17 protein-coding genes are annotated in these 23,459 nt (G+C 72.2%); 8 read left to right on the forward strand and 9 right to left on the reverse strand.

Annotation, left to right across the window (positions count from 1 at the left end):
* Positions 1 to 69: 69 nt before the first annotated feature.
* Positions 70 to 3,321: an AAA family ATPase gene (locus tag PV682_RS21040; RefSeq protein ID WP_319732027.1), complete on the forward strand. Its 3,252-nt coding sequence runs from the start codon at positions 70 to 72 to the stop codon at positions 3,319 to 3,321.
* Positions 3,322 to 4,277: 956 nt separating this feature from the next.
* Here PV682_RS21040 and PV682_RS21045 read toward each other — a convergent pair.
* Complete coding sequence (locus PV682_RS21045; protein WP_319732029.1) at positions 4,278 to 5,579, reverse strand: ROK family transcriptional regulator; 1,302 nt, start codon at positions 5,577 to 5,579, stop codon at positions 4,278 to 4,280.
* Between the two features lie 253 nt (positions 5,580 to 5,832).
* Between PV682_RS21045 and PV682_RS21050 the strand changes: the two genes are divergently transcribed.
* Genes PV682_RS21050 through PV682_RS21065 form a run of 4 tightly spaced genes read left to right on the forward strand, consistent with a single transcriptional unit; the run spans position 5,833 to position 12,113 of the window.
* Complete coding sequence (locus tag PV682_RS21050; RefSeq protein WP_319732030.1) at positions 5,833 to 7,212, forward strand: extracellular solute-binding protein; 1,380 nt, start codon at positions 5,833 to 5,835, stop codon at positions 7,210 to 7,212.
* On the forward strand, positions 7,209 to 8,132 hold the full coding sequence (locus PV682_RS21055; protein ID WP_407705710.1) for a carbohydrate ABC transporter permease: 924 nt from the start codon (positions 7,209 to 7,211) through the stop codon (positions 8,130 to 8,132). The genes PV682_RS21050 and PV682_RS21055 overlap by 4 nt, the downstream gene beginning before the upstream one ends.
* Positions 8,132 to 9,019, forward strand: coding sequence for a carbohydrate ABC transporter permease (locus tag PV682_RS21060; RefSeq protein ID WP_407705711.1), 888 nt, complete (start codon positions 8,132 to 8,134; stop codon positions 9,017 to 9,019). Before PV682_RS21055 ends, PV682_RS21060 begins: the two co-directional genes overlap by 1 nt.
* A gap of 40 nt (positions 9,020 to 9,059) precedes the next feature.
* Complete coding sequence (locus PV682_RS21065; protein ID WP_319732032.1) at positions 9,060 to 12,113, forward strand: alpha-mannosidase; 3,054 nt, start codon at positions 9,060 to 9,062, stop codon at positions 12,111 to 12,113.
* On the opposite strand, the gene PV682_RS21070 is transcribed toward PV682_RS21065, so the two are convergent.
* From PV682_RS21070 to PV682_RS21090, 5 genes are read right to left on the reverse strand one after another with little or no spacing between them, the layout of a single operon-like run.
* Positions 12,085 to 12,945, reverse strand: coding sequence for an STM4011 family radical SAM protein (locus tag PV682_RS21070; protein ID WP_319732034.1), 861 nt, complete (start codon positions 12,943 to 12,945; stop codon positions 12,085 to 12,087). The two genes, PV682_RS21065 and PV682_RS21070, sit on opposite strands and share 29 nt — an antisense overlap.
* 8 nt (positions 12,946 to 12,953) lie before the next feature.
* Positions 12,954 to 14,240, reverse strand: a complete 1,287-nt coding sequence (locus PV682_RS21075; protein ID WP_319732036.1) for an STM4012 family radical SAM protein — start codon at positions 14,238 to 14,240, stop codon at positions 12,954 to 12,956.
* Positions 14,237 to 15,049: an STM4013/SEN3800 family hydrolase gene (locus PV682_RS21080; protein WP_319732190.1), complete on the reverse strand. Its 813-nt coding sequence runs from the start codon at positions 15,047 to 15,049 to the stop codon at positions 14,237 to 14,239. Before PV682_RS21080 ends, PV682_RS21075 begins: the two co-directional genes overlap by 4 nt.
* A gap of 1 nt (position 15,050) precedes the next feature.
* A complete protein-coding gene (locus tag PV682_RS21085; protein WP_407705712.1) occupies positions 15,051 to 16,220 on the reverse strand; it encodes an STM4014 family protein in 1,170 nt (389 codons plus the stop codon).
* Positions 16,221 to 16,225: 5 nt separating this feature from the next.
* Positions 16,226 to 17,179 carry an STM4015 family protein gene (locus tag PV682_RS21090; protein ID WP_319732038.1) on the reverse strand — a complete coding sequence of 318 codons (954 nt, stop codon included), beginning with the start codon at positions 17,177 to 17,179 and terminating at the stop codon, positions 16,226 to 16,228.
* A gap of 173 nt (positions 17,180 to 17,352) precedes the next feature.
* On the opposite strand from PV682_RS21090, the gene PV682_RS21095 reads away from it, so the two are divergent.
* Positions 17,353 to 17,679 (forward strand): hypothetical protein, encoded by a 327-nt coding sequence (locus tag PV682_RS21095; RefSeq protein ID WP_319732040.1) that lies wholly within the window; start codon positions 17,353 to 17,355, stop codon positions 17,677 to 17,679.
* A gap of 12 nt (positions 17,680 to 17,691) precedes the next feature.
* The gene (locus tag PV682_RS21100) at positions 17,692 to 18,795 is read left to right on the forward strand and encodes a DUF6745 domain-containing protein (RefSeq protein ID WP_319732043.1); all 1,104 of its coding nucleotides are present in this window, start codon (positions 17,692 to 17,694) and stop codon (positions 18,793 to 18,795) included.
* 23 nt (positions 18,796 to 18,818) lie between these two features.
* On the opposite strand, the gene PV682_RS21105 is transcribed toward PV682_RS21100, so the two are convergent.
* The gene (locus PV682_RS21105; protein WP_319732045.1) at positions 18,819 to 19,343 is read right to left on the reverse strand and encodes a hypothetical protein; all 525 of its coding nucleotides are present in this window, start codon (positions 19,341 to 19,343) and stop codon (positions 18,819 to 18,821) included.
* A 267-nt stretch (positions 19,344 to 19,610) separates the two neighbouring features.
* Here PV682_RS21105 and PV682_RS21110 point away from each other — a divergent pair, with 267 nt between their 5' ends.
* Positions 19,611 to 20,537, forward strand: coding sequence for a GNAT family N-acetyltransferase (locus tag PV682_RS21110; RefSeq protein ID WP_319732047.1), 927 nt, complete (start codon positions 19,611 to 19,613; stop codon positions 20,535 to 20,537).
* Between the two features lie 68 nt (positions 20,538 to 20,605).
* Here the strand turns inward: PV682_RS21110 and PV682_RS21115 are convergent, their stop codons facing one another.
* Both PV682_RS21115 and PV682_RS21120 read right to left on the reverse strand, forming a co-directional pair.
* Positions 20,606 to 22,879, reverse strand: coding sequence for a M4 family metallopeptidase (locus PV682_RS21115; RefSeq protein ID WP_319732049.1), 2,274 nt, complete (start codon positions 22,877 to 22,879; stop codon positions 20,606 to 20,608).
* Between the two features lie 214 nt (positions 22,880 to 23,093).
* Complete coding sequence (locus PV682_RS21120; RefSeq protein WP_319732195.1) at positions 23,094 to 23,354, reverse strand: hypothetical protein; 261 nt, start codon at positions 23,352 to 23,354, stop codon at positions 23,094 to 23,096.
* Positions 23,355 to 23,459 lie beyond the last annotated feature (105 nt).

Here is a 23,459-nt window from a genome sequence, read left to right on the forward strand (position 1 = left end):
CAAAGGGAACGGGAAACGGCCGGGTGTCGTCTTTCCCCCCGGGGTGACCACGAGGAACGGGATGGCAGGGTGCGGGAGCGGCGCGGGGCGGTCGTCGGCCGGGACGGCGACATCGGGACACTGACGGACGCTCTCCGGGCCACCGGCGGCGCGGAGTGTGTCCTGCTCGTCACCGCCGGGACCGGGACGGGCCGGACGACCGTCCTGGAGGAGGCGCGGCGTACGGCGGCCCGGGCCGGGACGGCGGTGGTGCGGGTCGGCCCGAAGGACACGCAGGACACGGACGACGCGATCGCCGTGACCGCGGATCGCGGCCTGGTCCTCACCGACCCGGACGACCGGCTGGCCGGACTGCCGGGGCCCGTGAGATCGCGGTTACGGGCGGCGGGGCGGGTCGGCGGGGCGGAGGGGCTGTCCGCGCTGTCCGGGGCGCTGGCCTCGGCGGCACGCCGGATGCCGCTCGCCCTGGCCGTCGACGACGTCGACCTCCTGCCGCCGCCCGCCGCCGAGGCGCTGGGGCTGCTGCTGCGGGTCTTCCGGCCGTACGGCGTACCCGTCGTGATGACCGCCCGCCGCGCCCAGCCCTCGGTCGCGGCCGACCACGTCCTCGAACTCCCCCCGCTGCGCCCGGCCGACGTCGCCGTACTGGTCGGCCTCCACGTCACCCGGCGGTTCGGGCGCCCGGCCGATCCCGCGCTGGCGGACGCCGTGTCCCGGGCCCTGGGCCGGCTCGCGGGCAACCCGCGGGCCGTCCTGTCCGTCCTCGGCACCCTGGACGAAGGGGACCTGCTGGAACTCGACGGCCTGATGTGCCTCGCCCGCCCCGCGCGCGACCTGCGGCTCGCCACCGAGGACGCGTTCCCCCTCGAGTTCGGCCGGTCCCACGAACCCCCGTACTCCGGGACCGTCGAAGCCGCGATCGTCACCGCCCGCGTACTGGACCACGCCGAGGTGCACGTCGACGACGCGTTCCGCATGACGCCGTCCTCCGGCGCCCGCGCCCTCGAACGCCGGCTCGACCGCCTGATCACGGACGGCATCCTGGCCGCCGACCCCCGGGGCCGCCTGTCCTTCGCCGTCCCCGCCCTCGCTGCGGCCCTGCGGAACCTGCCCCTCGACCGCGACGTCCAGGCCAACTCCGCCCGGTACGTCACCTCGCTGGCCGAACGGATCGGCGCCGGCGTCACCGGCCGCAGCCATCCCCGGCTCGCCGACCGCGTCGCCGCGTCCGGCGCGCGCGTCCCCGACTCCATCGCCGTCCCGCTGCTCCTCGCGGCGGCCCGCGAGGACGCCAGGACCGACTGGCCCCGCTCGGCCCGCGCCTACGCCGCCGCACTCACCCGCCTCGCACCGGACGATCCGCTCACACCGGACGTGCTCCGGGAAGCGAGCGCGCTGAGCCTGCGGCACGGGGACCACGACGGCCTGCTCGCACTCGGGGACCCCCTGCACACCGTCCTCCACATCTCGCCCACACCCGGCCTGGAGAACATCGCCGCCGCACGGGCGTGGGCGGCACTCCATCAACACCGCGCGCTCGACGCCGAGTTCCCCGCCGTAGCCGGCCCGACAACACTCGACGGGCCGCCCCACGCCGAGCTGGACTCACCGCCCACACCCGACCCGGACAACATCGACGCCGCACGGGCAGGGGCACCACTCCACCAACACCGCACGCCCGACGCCGAGTCCCCCACCACAACCGCCCCGCCAACACTCGACGGGCCACCGCACGCCGAGCTGGACTCACCGCCCACACCCACCCCGGACAGCGCCCCCGCCGCGCAAGCGTGGGCTGAGCTCGGCCGACACCGCGCGCCCGAGGCCGACAAGGCTGCCGCCGAGTTTCCCGCCGCAGGCGAACTGGCGGCGCTCGGCGGCCTGTTCGGCATCGGCCCGCTCATGTCCCGAAGGGCGCAGGGCGCCGGCCGACTGCCGGTGGCTGGTCCTGAACGGCGCCTGACTGCCGCTGACCAGATGCCGGGGGCTGGTCCTGGGCGTCCCCTCACGACTGCCGACCCCGCCCCCGGACGTCCCGTCACTGCCGCTCACCACACCCTGTACACCGACCCCGAGCACCCCCGCGCGGCCACCGACCCCACCCCGGAGACTGGCCCCGGACGCCCCCTCCCGGCCGCCCACCCCACCCCGCGCACCGACCACTCCCGCACGCCCCACCCCACGCCTCCCCTCACCCCCCTGCCCTCCCCCGCGGAACTCCGTCTGGTTGCCGCCGCGATGGGTGGGCGGGTCGAACTGGGCCGGGCGCGGCGGGAGTTGGCCGGGGATGCGGTGGATGAGGGGAGTCTGGAGCGGTTGCGGCAGGCGGCTGCTCACGCGGATCTGTCCGGTGCGTTCGCGGCTGTCCTCGGGGACCGGTACGTCACGTCGGCGGACAGCGTCGCCGCGACGTACCGGGGCATGGTGCGCGACCACCTCGCGGGGGACTGGGACGCCGCTCTCGCGGCTGCCCGGCGTATCGAGGTGCGCCAGGCCGGCACCCCCTACCCGGCGCGGGCGCTGGCCGCGGAGATCCACTGTGCGCGCGGAGACCTCGTACACGCCCGTACGTGGCTCGGTCTGGTCCCCGACACCCTCACCCACCCGCTGGCGGGCCGGGCGCGGCTGGCCGTCCGGTACTGGTCGGGCGGGGCGGAGGAGGCGTTGGAGGGGGCCTGGTACGACGCGCGGCGGGCGCGGAAGGACGGGCAACTCGCCGGGGTCGAGCGGCTGTTGCTGGGCATCCTCTCGCTCGCCGCCCTCGACGGCCGGCCGCACCTGGTCCAGCAGGTCGTGGAGGAGCTGGAAACCCTGCACGAGGAGGTGGACGCGCCGCTGACCCACGAGGCCCTCCTCCTGGCGCGCGGCCTGGCCCACCGCGACACGGACAGCGCGCTGGCCGCGTACCGGATGGTCGAGCGGCGGGGCGACGCCGACCTGCGTGTCCTGTGCTGCATGTCCCTGACGCACCTCGCCGACGATCCGCGGCCCTGGCTGGCCGAGGCCGTCCGCGAGGCCCGCCGCCTCGGCCTCGGGGGCCCCTTCCGGACGGCCGCCCACCGCGCCGCGCGCCTGCGCGACATCCCCCTCCCCCGGCTCCGCCGCGCCGACGAGAAGCTGAGCGACGCCGACGGCAGACTCCTGCGCATGGTCAGCGACGGCGCGACCAACCGGCAGATCGCCGCGGACCTCGCGTGCAGCCCCAAGACCGTGGAGCAGCGCCTGGCAAGGCTGTTCCAGCGCACAGGCTCCCGCTCCCGAACCGAACTGGCGGCCTTCTGGCTGACCGAGAACCTCGCCGCAGGCACGGAAGGCGGCTGAACCGGCGAGCACCGGCCGGTGATGCAGGGCCGGTCTTCCGCGCGGCCACACCCCGGACACCGGCAGTTCGCCTGACCCCACGGCACATGGCGCGCGCCGGCCGACGGAACCCCGAACCCCCGCCAGACCCCACCCAGCCGACTTCCGGCACCAGCGCCTCGCCTCATCCGGCGGAGCCCTGATCCGCCCGCCACCCCCTCGCCCGGCACTGCCGTCATCTGCGGGCGCCACTGGCTCGCCTCGACCGACCGCACCCCGAACACCCACCGCCTTCGGGCGCCCGCGCCTCGTCTCACCCGGCGGGGCCCTGATCCGCCCGCCAGGCCCCGCCCTGTGCTGCCCCGGAGCCCTGCCCCGCCGCCCGGCGTTCCCCTCAGCCGCCGGTTCGGCTCCTGTGCGGTCCGGCCGGCGGCGTACGCGTACTCCCCATCGGGTACGGGCAGGTCACGTACCCGGCACACCCCATCCGCCGCGGCACCCCGCCCCGCTCCCCCGCGAAACCCCCACTCCCCGTCAGGACGCTCGCGCCGAACCCCCGCCCGACGCCCGCGTCGTCCCCCTCACAAGAACGCGGATCCGGACCCCCCGTCAGGAGAGTACGGCCGGCGCCCGAGGGGGCCCGCGCCGATCGGTGGGGCCTGGATGATGCGGGCCAGATCGCGCTGTATCCCCTCCGCCTCGGCACGGACCTGGGCCGGTATGTCCCCGCGCTCGGCGACGAGGCGGTCGAAGATGGGGGTGTAACTGAACACGTCGAGTCTGTTTTCCTGCCTGATCGGCCCAGAGCACACGGCTGGGCGGTGTGACGCATACGGTGCTGAGCCTACGGGGTGGATCACCGCCCGCGCCCGCCGCCCTGATCATGTCTACGTCACCCCCACACCCCGGAAGCGCCTGTGACACCCCCGGCCTCCGGCGGGACACCGGGAACCGGAGCGAACGGCGAGCGCTCCTCTTCACGCCTCGCGCAACAGCCTCCACCCCGGCGCGTAGTTCCCGTGCAGTACCAGCGACGCCGCCCCCACCGCCCCCACCGTCTCCCCGATGACGCTGGGCTCGACCGTGATGCCCCGGATCGTGCGGGCGACGGACGTCCGGTTGACGGCGGCCTCGATCTCCTCCCGCATCAGCCCCTCGATGCCCCGCAGCGCTTCGCCGCCGAGGACGATGCGGCCGACGTCGAGGAGGCTCGTCGCCCCGCGCGCGGCCTGCCCGATGCGGCGGGCGGCGCGGCGTACGACGTCGAGGGCCGCGTCGTCGCCGGATCGGGCGGCCTTGCGGAGGGCCTTCCAGTCGAGGTGGACGGAGTCGGGGCCGCCGATGAGGCCGAGGCCGGCGGCGGTGCCCGGGCCGTGGCGGTCGAAGAGGTCCTCGATGATCGCGGCGGGGCTGCAATAGGGGCCGAGGCAGTCGTTGGCGCCGCACTGGCAGACCCGGTCCCCGGGCTCGACCGGCATGTGCCCGAACTCGCCCGCGTTCCCGGAGTCGCCGTGCAGGACGGTGTTGTCGAGGACGATCCCGGCCCCGACGCCGGTCCCGAGGTAGACGAAGAGGAAGCTCCCGGCCCGCTCGGCGCCCCCGATCCACCGTTCCCCTATGGCCGCGGCAGTCGCGTCGTTGTCGAGGGCGACGGGCAGCCCGGTGGCCTCGGCGAACATCTCGGTGAGCGGCACCCGCCCCCACCCGGGAAAGTTGGGCGGCGAGACGACGGCCCCGGTGGTCCCGTCGAGGGGTCCGGGCGCCGCGACGCCGAGCCCGAGGAGCCGCGCGCGGTCGACGCCGGCGCGCTCGACGAGCCGCAGGGCGGCCCGGGAGACGCGGTCCACGATGCCGGCCGGGTCCCAGGGGTCGGTGAGTCTGAGCCGCCGGCTGCCCACGACCTGCCCCGCGAGGTCGACGACGACGATGACGGCGGCGTCGGGATCGAGGTGCACCCCGACCGCGTACGCCCCGTCCGCCCGCAGCGACAGGAGCGTACGGCGCTTGCCCCCGTTGGACGGCGCCTGCCCGGACTCGGCGACGAGCCCGGCGTCGAGGAGCTTGCGGACGACGTTGGAGACGGTCTGGTTGGTGAGGCCGGTCAGCGCGGCGAGTTCGACGCGGCTGATCTCCCCGGACGTCCGGACGGCGTCGAGGACGACGGCCTGGTTGTAGCCACCGACGCGCGGCAGGTTCGTGCCGCTCGGCGTCGTCACCGGACTCCCCTGGGGCACGCGTGCCTCGTCCGTCACACTCTGTGCCCGCGTCTGCTGCGTCACCCGTACCACCTGGACCCCTCACCTCGGCCGGCCGCTCCCCCAGAGCGCGCCGCAGGCCGAAAGTTTACACTCCGGAAGCATTGACTTAATCCATCAATTGGATTTAGCTGACGCCCATCAAATCCGGTCGCACGGGCCGGGTGATGTGGCGCCGAGGCCAGGTCAGAGCGGCGCACACGCTCGTCCTCGTGGCCGGAAAGAGCCGTAGAACATCTCGTCATTCCCCCAGGTTTCGCGTTCCGGAGGAACCACTGTGCGCACGAGAATCGTCACCGCCGCGGCGTTCACCGCCGCCACCGCACTGGCTGTCACCGCCTGTGGTTCGGGGTCGTCAGGCAGTTCGTCCAAGACCGTCAAGGTCGTCTACTGGCAGAACCTAAACAGCACGGTCAAGCTCCAGGCGAACTTCCTCGCGTCCGCCGTGAAGGAGTTCCAGGCGGCCAACCCCGGCACCAAGGTCCAGCTGGTCCCGGTCACCGCCTCCGAGAACGACTACTACACGAAGATCCAGCTCATGATGCGGTCCCCCTCGACCGCCCCGGACCTGGTCTACGAGGACACCGCGCTGATCAACTCCGACATCGCGGGCGGCTACCTCAAGCCCCTCGACTCCTACACCGCGCAGTGGGCCGACTGGTCCCAGTACGCGGCGGCGGCGAAGGGCGCGGTCACGGGCGCAGCCGACGGCAAGGTGTACGGCGTCCCGGACAACACCGACACGCGCGGCATCTGGTACAACAAGCAGCTCTTCCAGAAGGCCGGCATCGCGGTCCCGTGGCAGCCGAAGACCTGGGCGGACGTCCTGACGGCCGCGCGCACGGTCAAGGCGAAGCTCCCCGGCGTCACCCCGCTGAACCTCTACACCGGCCAGGCGGGCGGCGAGGCGTCCTCGATGCAGGGCTTCGAGATGCTCCTGTACGGCACGCAGGCCGCCGGGAACTCGCTGTACAACGCCTCCCAGAAGAAGTGGGTCGTCGGCAGCCAGGGCTTCAAGGACGCCCTCGACTTCGTGCACACCGTCTACAACGACGGCCTCGGCCCGGCCAAGGAGCAGGCGCTCGGCGCCAACTTCGGCACCACGGTCGGCACGGAACTCATCCCGCAGGGCAAGCTCGCGATCGACATCGACGGCTCGTGGATGCCGAACAACTGGGGGACGACGAGCCCGACGCCGTGGAAGGAGTGGAACACGGTGATGGGGACGGCCGCGATGCCGACCCAGAACGGCCAGGCGCCCGGCGCGACCAGCATGTCAGGCGGCTGGGCCTGGTCCATCCCGGCGAAGGCCAAGAACCCCGACCTGGCCTGGAAGTTCCTCTCCGGGACGCTCCAGACGAAGGCCAACTCCGCGAAGTGGAACATCATCAACGCCAGCATCGCCGTGCGGGCCGACGTCGCCGCCGACCCTGAGTACCTGAAGGCCGTCCCGACCAACAAGTTCTTCACCACGCTGGTCGCCGACACCCACTACCGCCCGGGTCTGCCCGAGTACAACCAGGTCTCGACGGCGATCCAGAAGGCGATGGAGTCGGTGACGACGGGACAGGCGTCCGTCGACAAGGCCGCAGACACGTACGACAACGATGTCAAGTCGGCGGTCGGCGGTGACCACACGGTCGAGGGCACCCAGTGACCGCCGTCTCCCCCCTGGCGCCCCGCGAGAAGCGCTCTCGCGGGGCCGCCCCCGCGCCCGTCGTCCGCTCGCTGCTGCGCGGGCTGCCGACCGTCCCGGCGGTGATCCTGCTCGCCGTGTTCCTCGCCGGCCCGATCGCGTACTGCGTCTACTACGCGTTCACGGACATGCAGCTCACCGGCACGTCCGGCACGAACTTCGTCGGCTTCGACAACTTCACCCGCGCGTTCAAGGACGACGACTTCCTCAACGCCGTGAAGCTGACCCTCGTGTTCGTCGTCGGCTCGGCCGTCGTCGGCCAGAACACGCTGGGCCTCGCGCTCGCGCTGATGATGCAGAAGGCCAGCAAGCCGGTCCGCTCCCTCATCAGCGGCGTCGTCATCGCGGCCTGGGTGCTGCCCGAGGTCGTCGCCGGGTACCTGATGTACGCCTTCTTCTTCGACCAGGGCTCGCTGAACTCGCTCCTCGACGCGATCGGCCTGCCCACCCAGAACTGGCTGTACACGATGCCGATCCTGGCGGTGTGCCTGGCCAACGTGTGGCGCGGTACGGCGTTCTCGCTGATGGTGTTCACCGCCGCCATCAACGACGTACCCGCCGAACTCACCGAGGCCGCCGAGATGGACGGCGCGAACGCCTGGCAGCGGCTGTGGCGGGTGACGCTCCCGGTGATCAGGCCGACGATCCTGACGAACCTGATGCTGATCACCCTCCAGACCCTGTCGGTCTTCGGGCTGATCTACACGATGACGCGCGGCGGTCCCGGCAACAAGAGCGAGACCCTGCCGATCTTCATGTACCAACAGGCCTTCCAGAACAGCCTGATCGGGTACGGCACGGCGATCGCGCTGGTGCTGCTCGTGGTCGGCGCCCTGTTCTCGATCGTGTACATCCGCCTGCTCAAGATGGAGGACGACTGATGGCCGCCGCCCTCGCCACCCCGCCCGTCTCGAAAGCCCCCACGGCACCGGCCGCGCCGCGCAAACGCCGTATGAGACCAGGCAAGTTGGCGGTGAACGTCGTCCTGCTCGCGGTGTCCGTCCTGTACGTCCTGCCGCTGCTGTGGATGGTCCTCGCCTCGGTCAGCGACCTCAACACCTTCCGGCTGAAGCTCCCCGACACCCTCACGCTGGACAACTTCGACGCGGTCCTCAACGTCGACACGACCTTCCGCCCGATGCTCAACAGCCTGCTGCTGTGCGGTTTCGGTACGGCGATCACGGTCGCGGCGTCGATCCTGTGCGCGTACCCGCTCTCCCGGTACCGGTCGCGGGTGCGGCGGCCGTTCCTGTACACGATCCTGTTCTCGACGGGACTGCCCATCACCGCCGTGATGATCCCCGTCTACAGCATGTTCGTGCAGGTCAACCTGATCGACTCGATGCCGGGGACGACCCTGTTCCTGGCCGCGTCCTCGCTGCCGTTCGGGATCTGGCTGATGAAGAACTTCATGGACGGCGTGCCGGTCGTCCTGGAGGAGGCCGCGCGGATCGACGGCGCGAACACGATGCAGGTGCTGTGGCGGGTGGTGCTGCCGCTGATGCGGCCCGGGGTCGTCGTGGTCACCATCTTCACGTTCATCGGCATGTGGGGGAACTTCTTCGTCCCCTTCATCCTGCTGCTGTCGCCGGAGAAACTCCCCGCGTCCGTCAGCGTGTTCACCTTCCTCAGCGCCCATGACCAGACGCAGTACGGGCAGTTGTCGGCGTTCTCGATCATCTACTCGCTGCCCGTCGTCATGTTGTACCTGCTGCTGGCCCGCAAGCTGGGCGGCGGGTTCGCGCTCGGCGGCGCGCTCAAGGGCTGAACTCCCCGCTTGAACTCCCCCATTTTCGACGGAGATCCACATGCACAACGACCGTGACGTCACCGAACAGCGGCTGCGCCGGGTGCTGGAGGAACGCATCCGGCCCGCCGTCCACGCCCGCGCGGTCCCCCTGTCGGTCGAGGCGTGGGACGTGCCGGGCGAACCGGTGCCGGTCGGCGAGGGGCTCGCCGCTCCCTTCCGTCCGGTGCAGGTCGGCGACCCGTGGGGGCCCGCCTGGACGACGAGCTGGTTCAAGGTGACGGGGACCGTACCGGCCGAGTGGGCGGGCCTGCCGGTGGAGGCGGTCCTCGACCTCGGGTTCGGCACGCACTCGGCCGGCTTCTCCGCCGAGGGCCTCGTCTACCGGGCCGACGGCACCGCCGTGAAGGCCCTCAACCCGCGCAACACCTGGCTCCCGGTCACCGAAGAGGCTCTCGGCGGCGAGGAGTTCACCGTCTTCATCGAGGCCGCCGCCAACCCGGTCGTCATGCACACCGGCCAGGACCAGGTGCAGTTCGTCCCCGTCTCGGTCGGCGGCCCGGCCCCCTGGCTCGGCGACCCGGCGGCCGACCCGGGCGCCCCGGTCTACCGGCTGCGCCGCATGGACCTGGCCGTCGTCGACCGCGAAGTCCACGAACTCACCCAGGACTTCGACGTCCTCGGCCAGCTCATGCACGAGCTCTCCCCGGACGACCCGCGCCGCTGGCAGATCCTGCGCGCGATCGAACTCGCCCTGGACGCCATCGACTTGCGGGACATCAGCGGTACGGCGGCGCAGGCCCGCGCCGCGCTCGCCCCCGCCCTCGCCTCCCCCGCGCACGCGGGCGCCCACCGCGTCACCGCCGTCGGCCACGCGCACATCGACACGGCGTGGCTGTGGCCGCTGCGCGAGACGGTCCGCAAGGTGGCCCGCACGGTCTCCAACGTCACCCAACTCATGGACGACCACCCCGAGTTCAGGTTCGTCATGTCCCAGGCCCAGCAGCTCGCCTGGCTCAAGGAGCACCGGCCCGAGGTGTACGCCCGCGCCCAGGAGAAGGCGAAGACGGGCCAGTTCCTGCCGACCGGCAGCCTCTGGGTCGAGCCGGACACCAACATCAGCGGCGGCGAGGCGCTGGTGCGGCAGTTCGTGCACGGAAAGCGGTTCTACCTCGACGAGTTCGGTGTCGAGACCGAGGACATGTGGCTGCCGGACACCTTCGGCTACAACGCGGCCCTCCCCCAGATCATGAAGCTGGCCGGGGTGAAGTGGTTCCTCACGCAGAAGATCTCCTGGAACACGACGAACAAGTTCCCGCACCACACGTTCTGGTGGGAGGGCATCGACGGCACCCGCATCTTCAGCCACTTCCCGCCGGTCGACTCCTACAACGGCGACCTCTCCGGCGCCCAGGTCGCCCACAGCGTCCGCAACTTCCAGGACAAGGCGCGCGCCAACCACTCCCTGATCCCCTTCGGCTACGGCGACGGCGGCGGCGGTCCCACCCGCGAGATGCTGTCCCGCGCCGAGCGCATGAAGGACCTGGAGGGCGCGCCGCGCGTCGAGATGGCGGGCCCGCTGGAGTTCTTCCGCACGGCGCACGCCGAGTACGAGGCGAACGGGGGCGCGCCCGTCTGGTCCGGTGAGCTGTACCTGGAGTTCCACCGGGGCACGCTCACCAGCCAGCTGGCGACCAAGCAGGGCAACCGGCGCAGCGAACACCTGCTGCGGGAGGCCGAGTTGTGGGCGGCCACCGCGACCGTCCGCCACAACGCGCCGTATCCGTACGAGGAGTTGGACCGGCTGTGGAAGACGGTGCTGCTGCATCAGTTCCACGACATCCTGCCGGGGACGTCGATCGCGTGGGTGCACCGGGAGGCCGAGGAGACGTACGCGCGGGTCGCGGGCGAGCTGAACGGGCTGATCGGGTCGGCGCTGGGGGCGCTGGCCGGGGAGGGTGCGGGGACGGTCGTGTTCAACGCGGCTCCGCATGCGCGGGGCGGGGTGGCGGCGTTCGGGGCGGCGCCTCGGGAAGGGCTGCCGGAGGCACCCGTAAGGCCGGAGTCTGCTGATCAGACGTTCGTCCTCGACAACGGCGTCGTCCGCGTCACCATCGACTCCCGTGGCCTCGTCACCTCCGCCTACGACCTCGAAGCCGACCGCGAGGCCCTCGCGCCCGGCGCGGTCGGCAACCTCCTCCAGCTCCACCAGGACTTCCCGAACCAGTGGGACGCCTGGGACCTGGACGTCTTCTACCGCAACTCCGTCCGCGACCTCACCGAGGCCGAGTTGGTCACGGCGACCGAGGACGGCGTCCACGTGGTCCGCGTGTTCGGTGACTCGCGGATCGAGCAGACGCTGACCCTGCCCGCCGGTTCGCGCCGGCTGTCGGTCGACACGGTCGTCGACTGGCACGAGCGGGAGAAGGTCCTCAAGGCCGCGTTCCCCCTGGACGTCCGCGCCGCGCACTCCACCGCCGAGATCCCCTTCGGCCACGTGGAGCGCCCGACCCACACCAACACCACGTGGGACGCCGCCAAGTTCGAGATCTGCGCGCACCGCTACCTGCACGTCGGCGAGCGCGACTGGGGCGCGGCCCTGGTCAACGACTCCTCGTACGGCCACGACGTCACCCGTGACGTCCGCGCCGACGGCGGCACGACGACCACAGTCCGCCTCACCCTGCTGCGCGCGGCCCTCTTCCCCGACCCCGACCAGGACCAGGGCACGCACCGCCTGTCCTACGGCCTGCTGATCGGCGCGCAAGTCGCGGACGCGGTGCGCGAGGGGTACCGCGTCAACCTGCACGAGCGGACCGTCCCCGGTTCCGCGACGGTCGCCCCGCTGGTCGCCGTCGATGACGACGGTGTCGTGATCGAGGCGGTCAAGCTCGCCGACGACCGCAGCGGCGACGTCATCGTCCGCCTCTTCGAGTCCCGGGGCACGCGCGCCCGCGCCACCCTCACGGCCGGTTTCCCGCTCGCCTCGGCGACCGTGACCGACCTGCTGGAACGCCCGCTGGAGGGCGAGTCGGCGGAGCACTCCGGCGACGCGGTGCGGTTCTCGCTGCGGCCGTTCCAGATCCTCACCCTGCGGCTCGCGCGGCAGCCGTAGGGATACGTTCCAGGACCCCTCCCGCGAACACGTCGTACAGCGGGAGGGTCTCCAGGTGGACGTACCCGATGTGGCAGTCGCACACGGCGAGCGGGCAGGCGCGCGGCTGCAACGCGGCCCGGTAGGAGCCGTCGTAGAGGTTGCCGAGTTCGGCGCGGACGAAGTGGCAGCGCCGGACCGTCCCCTCGCCGTCCACCGAGATCACCGACTCGCCGGTGCGGCACGGGAGTCCGGCGCTGGGGTGCGGGTGGCGGCTGTACGGGAAGAGGGGGTCGAGGGCGGTCCAGTCGGCGGCACAGGCGTCGTCGTAGGTGTGGCCCTCGGCGGCGTTCACCCACAGGTAGACGTGGTCGGGGAGGGCGGCGCGCAACTGCCGTGCCGCGTCGAGGTGTTCGGGCAGGCCGACGATGCCGACGCTGTAGCGGATCCCCTTCGCCGCGAGGTCGTGGCACTTCGCGAGGAAGCGGTCGTACGGGGTCTGGCCGGGGTGGTAGGTGCACCACAGGGCGAGGGTGTCGGGGTCGGCGTCGGTCAGCCAGTCGGTGCGGCAGCTGAGGTTGGTCTGGACGGCGACGCGGCGGATGTGCGGGAGGTGGGAGAGGCCGGCCAGCGCGCGGCGGTACCAGGAGCGGGTGAGGGCCTCGCCCCAGGGGGTGAAGAGGATGCTCAGGCGGTCGTCGGTCTGGTGCTGGGCCCACTCGGTGAAGCGGTCCAACGCGGCGCGGTCCGCGCGGAGTTGGGCCGTGCTGTCGCGGCGCTTGGCGAACGGGCAGTAGGGGCAGTCGTAGTCGCAGGAGGCGAGCGGGCCCCGGTAGAGCAGGGTGAGGTCCATCGCGGGGGCTACTTCCTCTCGTAGGCGGCCATGCGGTGGCGTACCGCCGGGGAGAAGAGTTCGGGCCCGATCGCGTCGGAGTGCGCGAGGCCCTCGGGGGTGAGTTTCAGCCGGCCGTCCGTCTCCGTCAGCCAGCCGCGTTCGGCCATGCGCGTCAACTCCGGCCCGAAGTGCTCCCGTTGTCCTTCCGCGGGCAGCCCCTCGGCCTGGAGGAGGGATTGCAGGAGGTAGCGGCGGCGGCGCTCGTCGTCGTCCATCGCGAAGCCGGTCTCCGCGTGCGCGAAGTCCTCGGTGGCCACGTAGTCGTCGATGATCCCGCGTATCTCGCTCATCCCCACCGCGTAGTCGAAGGAGTAGTGCACCTCCCGCGTGTACGACCGCGCCCCGCACCCGAGTCCGACCATCCCGTCCGTCTGGCAGGCGTAGTCGTCGGCGCCCTGGTCCGGGGCGTCCGCGCGGCGGAACATCCGCATCGAGTGCTGGACGTACCCCCGCGCGAGGAGGTGGTCGCGGCCCGACCGGTAGAGCCGCAGCCGCTGCTGGTCCCACGCCGGGTCGGGGGCGTCGGGCGCGCGGCGGCCCAGCCCTGTGCCGGGGCGGACGTACAGGGGGTAGAGGTACAGCTCCTCGGGGTCCCAAGCGAGCGCCGCGTCGAGGGAGTTCAGCCAGCTCGCGTCCGTCTGGCCGTCGATGCCGTAGATGAGGTCGATGTTGAGGACGGGGATGCGGGCGTCTCTGATCCTGCCGAGCGCCGCCTCGACGTCCGCGCGTTTCTGCGGGCGGACGGCGGCTCGCGCCTCGGTGTCGTCGAAGCTCTGGACGCCGAGGCTGAGGCGGGTGGCGCCCCGGTCGGCGAGGACCTGGAGGCGGTCGGCGGTGGCGGTCGCGGGGGACGCCTCGACGGAGAGGGGGATGGCCTTCAGGTCGGCGCCCATGCGGAGTTCGGCGAGGTCGCAGAGGCGGTCGAGTTCGGCGGCGGTCAGGAAGGTGGGGGTGCCGCCGCCGAACGCCGCTGTGGCGAAGCGGGGTTCGGTGAGGGCGTCGCGGGCCGCCCTCGCCTGGCGTTCGAGCGCGTCGAGGTAGGCGGTGGTGAGGCCGTCGGGGGCGCCGATGCGGGTGAAGAGGTTGCAGAAGCCGCAGCGGACTTCGCAGAAGGGGATGTGGAAGTACAGGGAGAGAGCGTTCGTCGGTTCGTCCGCCCAGAGCTTGGTGAGGGGCGGGCGGGCGTCGAGTTTCCGGTACGCCGTCTTGTGGGGGTAGGCGTACACGTACGACTGGTAGGGGCTCGTGGTCACGCTGTCTCCCCCTGGTTCAGGACGAATTGGGCGTAGGGCACCGTCCACACCGAGGGGTGGCCCAGGCGGTGGCCGGTGTAGCCGTCGTCGCCGTAGGCGGTGCCGTGGTCGGAGCAGACGATCGTGAAGCAGGGGCGGCGGCTGCTCGCGGCGGTGAAGAGGCGGCCGATGTGCCGGTCGACGTACTCCAGGGCGGCGGCGTGGGTGGCGCGGGTGTCTCCGGCCTCGCGGGTGGCGCCGGGGAGGTGGAACCAGTTGGGCTGGTGCAGGGCCGAGACGTTCACGAAGAGGAACAGGCGCTGGTCCTGCGGGAGTCCGGCGACGACCTGTTCGGCGCGGGTGACCTGGTTCTCGAAGGAGTGGGGTGAGGTGACGCCGAACTCGGGTTCCCAGTGGGCCTCCTGGAAGAGGCCGGGCAGGACCGTGCCGAGCGGGCCCCGGAGGTTGAAGAAGCCGACGCCGCCGACGCACACCGTGCGGTAGCCCTCGTTCGCCAGGCCGGAGACCAGGTCGGGGGTGTCGTACACGAAAGTGCCGTCGGCCGTCGTCTCGCTGCCCGCGAAGCGTGCCGCGAACAGGCGCGGGTGCGGGCCCGGGGCGGCCAGGGTGGGCAGGAAGCCCGCGAAGATGGCCTGGTGGGAGGCGTAGGTGAAGCTTCCGGGGGCGTGGCGTTGCTCCCAGCGGCCGTCGGGGAGGTGGCGGGCGAGGTTCGGGATGCGGCCCTCGGCGGCGAGTTCGGCGGCGACGTCGTACCGCAGGGTGTCGAGGGTGACGAGGAGGAGGTCGTGGCTGCCGACGATCCTCGTCATGTCAGGCGTGTGCATGGGTGGTTCTTCCGTGGTTCCGGGCGGGGTTCGCGGTGAGCCGTCGAGCGTGGGCCGGTGCGGCGCGGATCTGGGCCGCGTACGTGTCGAGGCCCTCCGCGCCGCTGCCGGGCAGGCCCGTGAGACCGGGGAGGAGGTCGCCGAAGGCGTTGACCTCGCCGACGACGGCGCCGCGCCAGCCGACCGCCGGCAGCAGGTCGACGCCGACGCACAGCGTGCGCGGGAAGCAGGCGGCGGCCTGTTCGGCCGCCCCGAGGACGTCGCTCCAGCGCGCCCCCGCCTGCTCGACCGCCGCGCGCGCCTCGTCGAGGTCGCCTCGGCGACCGCCCAGGTGCAGGTTGGTGAGCGGGGAGCCGCTGGTGCGGACCACCGCGTGCGTGACGCGTCCGGCGACGACCACGGCCCGCAGGTCCGCCGCGCGGGCCCGCTGGGACGCCTTGGGGAACCAGCGCTCCAGGTGGAGGCGGTCCGGGGCGAGCCGGTCGACGATCGCGGCGATCTCGCGTTCGCTGTCGTAGCGGCGGACCTTGAGGGAGTTGAACAGCCGCCCGTCCGGGGCGCGTTCGACGGACGTGGTCGCGCGGATCCGGCCGCCGCCCGCCGTCTCGATCGCGAGGACGCCGGACGCGGAGGAGCCGTGCGCGGGCTTCACGAAGAGCCTCGGCATGCGGTGCTCGCGCATCAGGGCGCGGACGTCGTCCCAGCCGGTGACGTCGGTGGCGGGCGAGTACGGGACGGGGACGCCGGCCGCCGTCAGGCGTGCGTGGCAGCGGCGTTTGTCGAACAGCACCGCCAGGTCGTCGGGGTCGTGGAGGCGGGTGCCGCCGCGCAGGGTGGCCAAGGCGGCGAGGAAGGCGTCGTACCAGCGGGCAGAGCCTTCGACCCGGGTGGGGTCGTCGGCGGCGCGCAGGGCGCGGTCGACGCGGGGGTTCTCGCCGGGTGAGTCGAGGCGGACGAGTTCGCCGGGGGTGAAGTCGGCGCCGCCCGCCGTGAGGACGTCCGCCCAGGCCAGGATGCGCGGGGCCGGGAGGCCGGCCGCGCGGGCCGCGTCGGTGAAGAGGGTGACGCGGCGGTTCTCGGGGTTGCCGACGACCGTGAACGCGGGCGCGCGGGCCTCTTCGGGGGCGGGCGGCATCGGTGCGGGGGCGGGCGGCATCGGTGTCACTCCCCCACGGCCACGTAACGCCACACCTCGTCGTCGTCCTCTTCCTCCTCCGCGTCGTCGCCGTCGAGGAAGAGGTCGACGCCGGCCGGGGCCAGGATGCCGGTGAGGCGTTCGCGCACGGGGTCGGTGAGGTAGTTGTAGTGCAGGTCGAGCGTCTTGAGGTGGGTGAGGGGCTGGCCGGTGAGGAGGGCGGCGGCGCCGTCGTCGGTGAGGATGCCCATCGACAGGTCGAGGGTCTCCAGGCGGGCGACGACCGGGGCTGCGGCGACGGCCGCGGCGACCTGGTCCTGCATCTCGCTGTTGCGCAGGGCGAGGTGGCGCAGGCTCGGCAGGCGGGCGCCGGACAGGATCGGCTCCAGGTCGGCGATCTCGGCGTCGCCGCCGTAGTCGGGGGTGCCGAGCCACAGGTCGAGGTGGACCAGGGCCGGGAGGTCGCAGGCGGCGACCCCGCGCACCACGGCGGCGGGCAGGCCGCCGGACTCCATGGTCAGGCGGCGCAGCGCGCGGTGCGCCACGGCGTCGAGGGACAGGCCCTGTCCGCCGCGCGTGCCCAGTTCCTCCAGCTCCGGGAACGCGGTCAGGAGCGGGGTGACGTCCGTCTGGTTGATCCAGGAGATCTCGCACTCCTCCGACGTCATGTCCCCGAGGAACAGCGCGCGCAGCGCGGGGAGCCGGTCCTTGGCGGCGATGATCGCCTCGATGACGGCCGCCGGGTCCGTCTCGTACGCCTCCTCCCAGGCGCCGACCACGATCGCCTTCACCTGTGTGCTGTCGACGCTGTCGAGGAAGCGGGCGAAGGCGTCCGTCCACTCGTGGTCGTGGTCGTACACGTGGCTGGCGACGCGCCAGGCGACGGAGTCCGCGGCGGGCTGACGCCTGTTGTCCTTGGGGTGCGGCGCCGCGTGCACCGGCAGCTCGTGGAAGGTCTTCAGGTGCTCGTGGACGGTCATGCGGCTGCTCCATGCTCGCGGCGGGTGTGGCCTGTTGCCGCAAGTTGTACCAACCGCCACTGACAGCGCGGTGCCGGGGGCGGGTTCGGGGGCGTTGTCAGTGGTGGGTCGTACGGTCGTGGTCATGAGGGCGGCGCGAGGTGTGCCGCGGTCGAGTTGGAGGGGGTGTGTCCATGTACCGGCAGGGAGACGTGCTGATCGTGTCCGTCGCCGAGGAGGCCGTTCCGGGGCATGTGGAGCGGGCGCCGAGAGAGGCGCGGGACGGGCGGGGGCGGCTGGTGCTGGCGCTGGGCGAGGTGACCGGGCATGCGCACGCGGTGGTGGGTCCGGGTGAACTCGTGCGGGAGCCGGAGCCGTTGGGGCCGATGCTGCTGCATGTGCCCAAGGGCGGGCGGGTGCTGCACGAGGAGCACGCGACGATCGTGCTCCCGGCGGGGTGGTACCGGGTGGTGCGGCAGCGGGAGTACGTGCCCGGGTCGGTGCGGATCGTGGCGGACTGAGGGGTTTCGAGGATGAACGTGAACGAGTGGCGTGCCTGCGCGGCGTCGGCGGTGCCGGCGGACCGGGAGCGGGCCGAGGCGGGTGTCCGGCTCGCCTACCGGCGGGCGGGGCTGGCCGGGCCGGAGCGGATCCTGTGGGCGGGCTCGCCCCTGGAGGGCGTGGCCGTGGTCGGCTCGCTGACCGACCCCGGGGCCAGTGTCCGCGAGGCGGTGCGCAGTGAGCCGTGGGCGGTGGAACGGCGGCGGCTGCACGCCGAGTTGGGCCCCGAGGGCTGGTCCGCGCACTGGTCCGCGACCGGTGGCCGGCTCTGGGAGCTGACCCAGTCGCTGGTGGACCGCATCCGGGACGGCGTCCTGGAGGAGGTCGGCCGGGAGCGGGCGGGCCGGGCTCGGCTGATCCTGCTGGACGCGCTGCTGGGGCAGCACGACGCGCCGTGGCTGGCGGCGTTCGCGGGCGGGGTCACGGGGGCGACGGAAGAAGCCGGGGGCGCGCCGAGGCGTGAGGGCGCCGGGGCGGCCGGGGCGACGGCACCTGCGGAGCACCGGTCCGAGGCCGAACGCCCTGCCGCCGAGGGGCCGTTGGACGGGCTCGTCGAGGTCTGTCGCAGCGCCGGCTGGTGGTGGGCCTTCGAGAAGGTCGCCGTCGTGTGCGAGCGGCCCGTCGAGCTGCACCGTGACGAGGCGGGGCGGCTCGACCGGGGGGACGGTCCGGCACTGGCGTTCCCCGACGGGTTCGCGCTGTGCGCGTGGCGGGGGATGCCGGTGCCGCCGGGCTTCCTCGACGAGCTGCGGACCCTGGTGCCGCAGCGCATCCAGGCCGAGGAGAACGCCGAACTGCGGCGCGTGATGCTGGAGTTCTACGGGTACGAGCGGTATCTCGCCGACTCGGGGGCGCGGCCGGTCCACCGGGATCAGACCGGTGTCCTGTGGCGGATCGAGATGGGGATCGACGAGCCCGTGGTGATGGTCGAGGTCGTCAACTCCACGCCGGAGCCGGACGGTTCGCGGAACGTGTACTGGCTGCGGGTGCCGCCGGGTACGCGCACCGCGCGCGAGGGGGTGGCCTGGACGTTCGGCCTGTCCGCGGACGCGTACGCGCCGCTCCAGGAGACCTGACCACCCCCCACCACCGGGCCGGGTCAGCTCAGGCCGAGGTTCGACAGCGCCGTCGTCCAGTCCGAGGCGATCGCGTTCTGCGCGTCGGTCAGGCTGACCTGGCCCGCGCAGACGGCCTTCTTGAGCCTGTTCTCGACGGTGTCCTTGTTACCGGCGGTCTTGTCGCCGTACTCGGGCTCCGGCCACAGGTTCTCGGGGTCCTTGGGGGCGCCGCCGAGTTCGAGGGGGATGAAGTGGTCCTCCTCGTAGTCGGAGGTGCTGGTGTCGCTGTAGCCGTACTCGACGATCTGCTGCTTCTTCAGGGCGGTCGTGTACGAGCTGGAGGGGCGGACGGTCGCGGTCCACCCGGAGACGCAGATGGTGGAGCCGATGGTGTCCTGCGTGACATCGGGGTTGAGGGTGCCGGGCTGGCAGGAGGGGTCGGGGAGGGGAAGGTACGACTGGCTGCACGACTGCGCGTGCGCCGTACCGGCCGTGAACGTGAGTCCGGCGGCGGCGAGGGCGAAGGCGGAGAGGGCGGTCACCACGGGGCGAGTGGTACGGGACATCTGGAGGTCTCCCGACGAAGGCCCGGCAACGGTCCGGGCGGTCGCGCACATGACAGCACTCGGAGGTTCTACGCGGATAGACGCCTTTACCGAACCCAGCCCACCTTGCCCGACGACTTGCCCCCGCCGTGCCCCACGCTGGCAACTCCATTGCCACGCCTTGGAGTTCGAGTCGCCGAAAGTTCACCTGCGACACCGCGGCGCCCGGGCCGGCTCCCCGCGCGAAATTCGTTTGCGGCCCCCGCCCCGCCCCCGGACCCTGGCAGCATGCCGTACCTCATACGCCCGGCCACCCTCGAAGACGCCCCCGAGATCACCGGCCTCCTCAACGCGATCGACGTGATCGAGGTCGGTCGGCCCGAGACGGATCAGCACACCGTCGAGGCCGACCTCAAGCACCCCGACACCGACCTGGCCCACGACTCGTGGCTCGCCTTCGACGGTGAACGCCTCGTCGTGTACGGCCTGTTGTGGGACGAGTCGCAGGGCGAGCGGATCGACATCGACCACTATGTCCTCCCCGAGCACCAGGAGGCCGGCCGGAGCGTCCTGGCCGCGATGGAGGCGAGGGCCCTGGAGAAGGCCCGCGCCAACGGGGCCGAGCGGGCCGTCGTCCACCTCTACCTCAACGTCCGCGCGACGCTCGACCAGGACGTGCTGACGGCTCGCGGCTGGGACGTCGTACGCCGGTACCACGTCCTGCACCGGCCCGTCTCTCCCGGGCAGGACCACCCCGTCGAGCTCCCCGGCGGCGTACGGCTGCGGGCCTGCGGCGGCGAGGCGGACCGGCGCCTCGTCCACGCGCTCTACCTGGCCACGTTCGCCGAGCACTTCGACTTCCAGCCGCGGACGTACGAGCAGTGGTTCCACGACATCGACGGCGAGCGGGTCGACTGGTCGCTGGTGTGGATCGCCGGCACGGACCAGGGCGGCGACGCCGGTTTCCTGATCGCCCGCAACGACCGTACGGCGATGGGCTGGATCCGCAGCATCGGCGTCCTGCGCGAAGCGCGCGGCCAAGGGCTCGCGGGACTGCTCCTGCGCCACGCGTTCGCGACGTTCGCCGCACTGGGCCGCGACACGGTGGGCCTGGGCGTGGACACCGACAACACGACGGGCGCACCGGCGCTGTACGCGCGCCACGGGATGACGGTGCACTTCGCGGTGGACACCTGGGAGGTCACCCTTACCTGAACCCGCCCGGGGACACCGATACGCCCGGCCCCTCCGAGAAGGGGCCGGGCGCGGTCACTTCAAGGACGTCACGGTGTGATCTGCCACCGCTGGATGTACCCGACGTCGATCGACGCCCGGTCCTGGACCCGCAGCTTCCACGTCCCGTTGACCGTCTCGGACGACGCGTCGACGGTGAACGTCTGGTCGACGTTGTCCGCGGAGCCGCCGGCGCGGTTCAGCAGGGAGTAGACCGTGCCGTCGGGGGCGACGAGGTCGACGGTGAGGTCACCCCGGTAGGTGTGGACGATGTTGACGTACACCTCGGTCGTGGCGGAGGCGTTCCCGGCCCGGCCGGTGATGGTGACCGGGGACTCGACGGCGGCCCCGTTGTCGGGGATGTCGACGCGGGTCGAGCTGGCGTAGATGTTGGCGACGCGCCAGCTGAAGGTCTGGGAGACGGACGCGCCGGTGCCGTCGGTGACCTTGACGGTGACGTCGCTGGTGCCGAGGGTCGTCGGGACGCCGGAGATGAGGCCGGTGGGGCTGATGGAGAGCCCGGCGGGCAGCCCGGTGGCCTCGTAGGTGAGCGCGGACCCGGTGTTGGTGGTGTACGCGTCGACCTGGAGGGAGACGCTCTGTCCGACCCCGGAGACCTGCGCGGGGATCGGCGCGACGTTGACGCCGAGGGCGATGCGGCTGCCGACGTTGATCCCGGCCCAGGCGTCGGCGACGGCGAGGTAGGTCGGGCTGTAGGCGCCGAAGAGGTCGGTGGCCGCCGACAGCGTGGCGGCGCGCGCGCCCGCGTAGTTCGTGGAGGACGTCATGTACGTCGTCAGCGCCCGGTACCAGATCTTCGCGGCGTTCTGGATGCCGATGCCGGTGACCGGCTTGCCGTCGGAGGTGGGGCTGTCGTAGGAGACGCCGTTGATGGTCTTGGCGCCGCTGCCCTCGCTCAGCAGGTAGAAGAAGTGGTTGGCGGGCCCTGAGGAGTAGTGGACGTCGACGCCGCCGAGGGCGGAGCTCCAGTAGTCGTGCGAGGAGCCGTCCTTGGAGGGCTTGTCCATGTACCGCAGCGGTGTGCCGTCGCCGTTGATGTTGATCTTCTCGCCGACGAGGTAGTCACCGGGGTCGGCGGGGAGGTTCTCGTAGAACTCGACGGCGGCGGCGAAGATGTCGGAGGTCGCCTCGTTGAGGCCGCCGGACTCACCGGAGTAGTCGAGGTTCGCGGTGGCGGCGGTGACGCCGTGGGTCATCTCGTGCGCGGCGACGTCGAGGGAGGTGAGCGGGTTGTTGTTGCCCGCGCCGTCGCCGTACGTCATGCAGAAGCAGGAGTCCTGCCAGAACGCGTTGACGTAGGAGCTGCCGTAGTGGGCGCGGCTGTAGGCGGCGACGCCGTCGTTGCGGATGCCGTTGCGGCCGAAGACCTCTTTGTAGTAGTCCCAGGTGGCCGCCGCGCCGAACGCGACGTCCACACCGGCGGTCTGCCGGTTGCTCGGCAGCCCGTTGCCCCAGACGTCGTCGGCGTCGGTGAAGAGGGTGCCGGTGCCGGAGGTGCCCTGATTGAGGTCGTAGGTGCGGTGGCCGGCGCGGTCGCCGTCGACGAGCTGGTACGTCGATCCGGACAGCGTCGAGCCGAGCGGGACCGTGCCGTTGTACTGGCCGGTGCCGGTGCCGGTGTGGACCTCCTCCTCGGCGACGAGCTGCTTGCCGGAGGCCGCGTCGGTGACGACGCGCAGCTCGCTGGGGGTCCCGTCGGCCTGGGTGCCGTGGACGGTGGTCTCCCAGGCGAGGACCGGCCTGCCCTCGCCGGCCCAGACGACGAGCCGGGGCGCCTTCTCGGTCTCGCCCTTGGCCACGTCGGCGTTCTTCGCAGCGCCGAGCGCCTTGCCCGCGGCGGTCGCGGCGGAGATCTTCGGGGTGAGGGTGGGGACGGCGAGCTTCGCCTCGTACGCCTTGGACGTCGTCGTACGGCCGCTGGTCGCGGTGTGCACGACGAGGTCGCCGCCGAGGACGGGCAGGCCGGCGTAGGTGCGCTCGTAGCGGGTGTGGACGGTGCCGTCGGCATCCTTGATGACGTCGCGGACGACGAGTTTCTCCTGGGCGCCGAGGGCGAGGCTGCGGGCGGTGGTCGCGGCCGAGGCGGTGGCGCTCTTGAGGAGGCTCGTGCGCTGAGCGGGTGTCAGGGCGAGCTGCGCGGCACCCGCGCGGGGTATCGCGCTGATCTTCTTCGGGCCGGTGGCGTCGGGCGCGGCCGTGGCGCCGCCGGTCTGGGTGCCGACGGCCAGCAGGGCGCCGGCGGCGGTGAGGGCGAGCAGAGCAGCGCGTCTGCGCTGGGGGAGGAGTCGGGGTCGCCGAGGCAAAGGGGTCTCCTTCTGCGGTCGGCCTCTGGTCGAGAGGCCGTGGCGGACGGAACGCAGGTGGGGGGTGTCGCCTGATGCGGACGTGAAGAAACGGTGAACGCGAGACAGAAGACTGACACCGAGTGCCACTCATTGTCATGAGTGCATCAAATCAACGGCTTGAACTGGCCCTTGCCTACTGGGAGTTCAGGCTTTCAAGAGCGAGTTTTCGGACTCACCGCACCCCGGGAAGATCCCCCCGCCACTCCAGCCGCCGCCCCTCCCCCACGTACACCGACCGCCCTCCCGGCCCATACCGCCCTATCTCCGTGGCCAGCGCCACCTCCCCCGCAGCCTCCGCCCGCTCCGTCACGTCCAGCAGCAGCCCGTCCAGCGGGCCGCCCACCAGTTCGGCGTAACGCCTGCCCTGCCGAGGCCCCGCGTCCTCGTGGTCCGCGCCGTAGACCCTGCCGCGCATGAACTCCGTCTCGTCCATGGTCATCAGCCTGCCACCCGGCACTGACAACGCCCCCGCGACGGCCTTCCGGTGACGGTCACTCCGATGCCCGGCCCTCACCTGCCCGAATTGATCATATTCGCC

Origin of the sequence: Streptomyces niveiscabiei (assembly GCF_033794345.1) — a bacterium.
Taxonomy (GTDB): Bacteria; Actinomycetota; Actinomycetes; order Streptomycetales; family Streptomycetaceae; genus Streptomyces; species Streptomyces niveiscabiei.

Coding starts and splice junctions, on each gene's coding strand:
- PV682_RS21060 (WP_407705711.1), top strand. CDS start 8,132: ATGGCCGCCGCCCTCGCCACCCCGCCCGTCTCGAAAGCCCCCACGGCA.
- PV682_RS21065 (WP_319732032.1), top strand. CDS start 9,060: ATGCACAACGACCGTGACGTCACCGAACAGCGGCTGCGCCGGGTGCTG.
- PV682_RS21070 (WP_319732034.1), bottom strand. CDS start 12,945: ATGGACCTCACCCTGCTCTACCGGGGCCCGCTCGCCTCCTGCGACTAC.
- PV682_RS21080 (WP_319732190.1), bottom strand. CDS start 15,049: ATGACGAGGATCGTCGGCAGCCACGACCTCCTCCTCGTCACCCTCGAC.
- PV682_RS21085 (WP_407705712.1), bottom strand. CDS start 16,220: ATGCCGCCCGCCCCCGCACCGATGCCGCCCGCCCCCGAAGAGGCCCGC.
- PV682_RS21090 (WP_319732038.1), bottom strand. CDS start 17,179: ATGACCGTCCACGAGCACCTGAAGACCTTCCACGAGCTGCCGGTGCAC.
- PV682_RS21095 (WP_319732040.1), top strand. CDS start 17,353: ATGTACCGGCAGGGAGACGTGCTGATCGTGTCCGTCGCCGAGGAGGCC.
- PV682_RS21100 (WP_319732043.1), top strand. CDS start 17,692: ATGAACGTGAACGAGTGGCGTGCCTGCGCGGCGTCGGCGGTGCCGGCG.
- PV682_RS21105 (WP_319732045.1), bottom strand. CDS start 19,343: ATGTCCCGTACCACTCGCCCCGTGGTGACCGCCCTCTCCGCCTTCGCC.
- PV682_RS21110 (WP_319732047.1), top strand. CDS start 19,611: ATGCCGTACCTCATACGCCCGGCCACCCTCGAAGACGCCCCCGAGATC.
- PV682_RS21120 (WP_319732195.1), bottom strand. CDS start 23,354: ATGGACGAGACGGAGTTCATGCGCGGCAGGGTCTACGGCGCGGACCAC.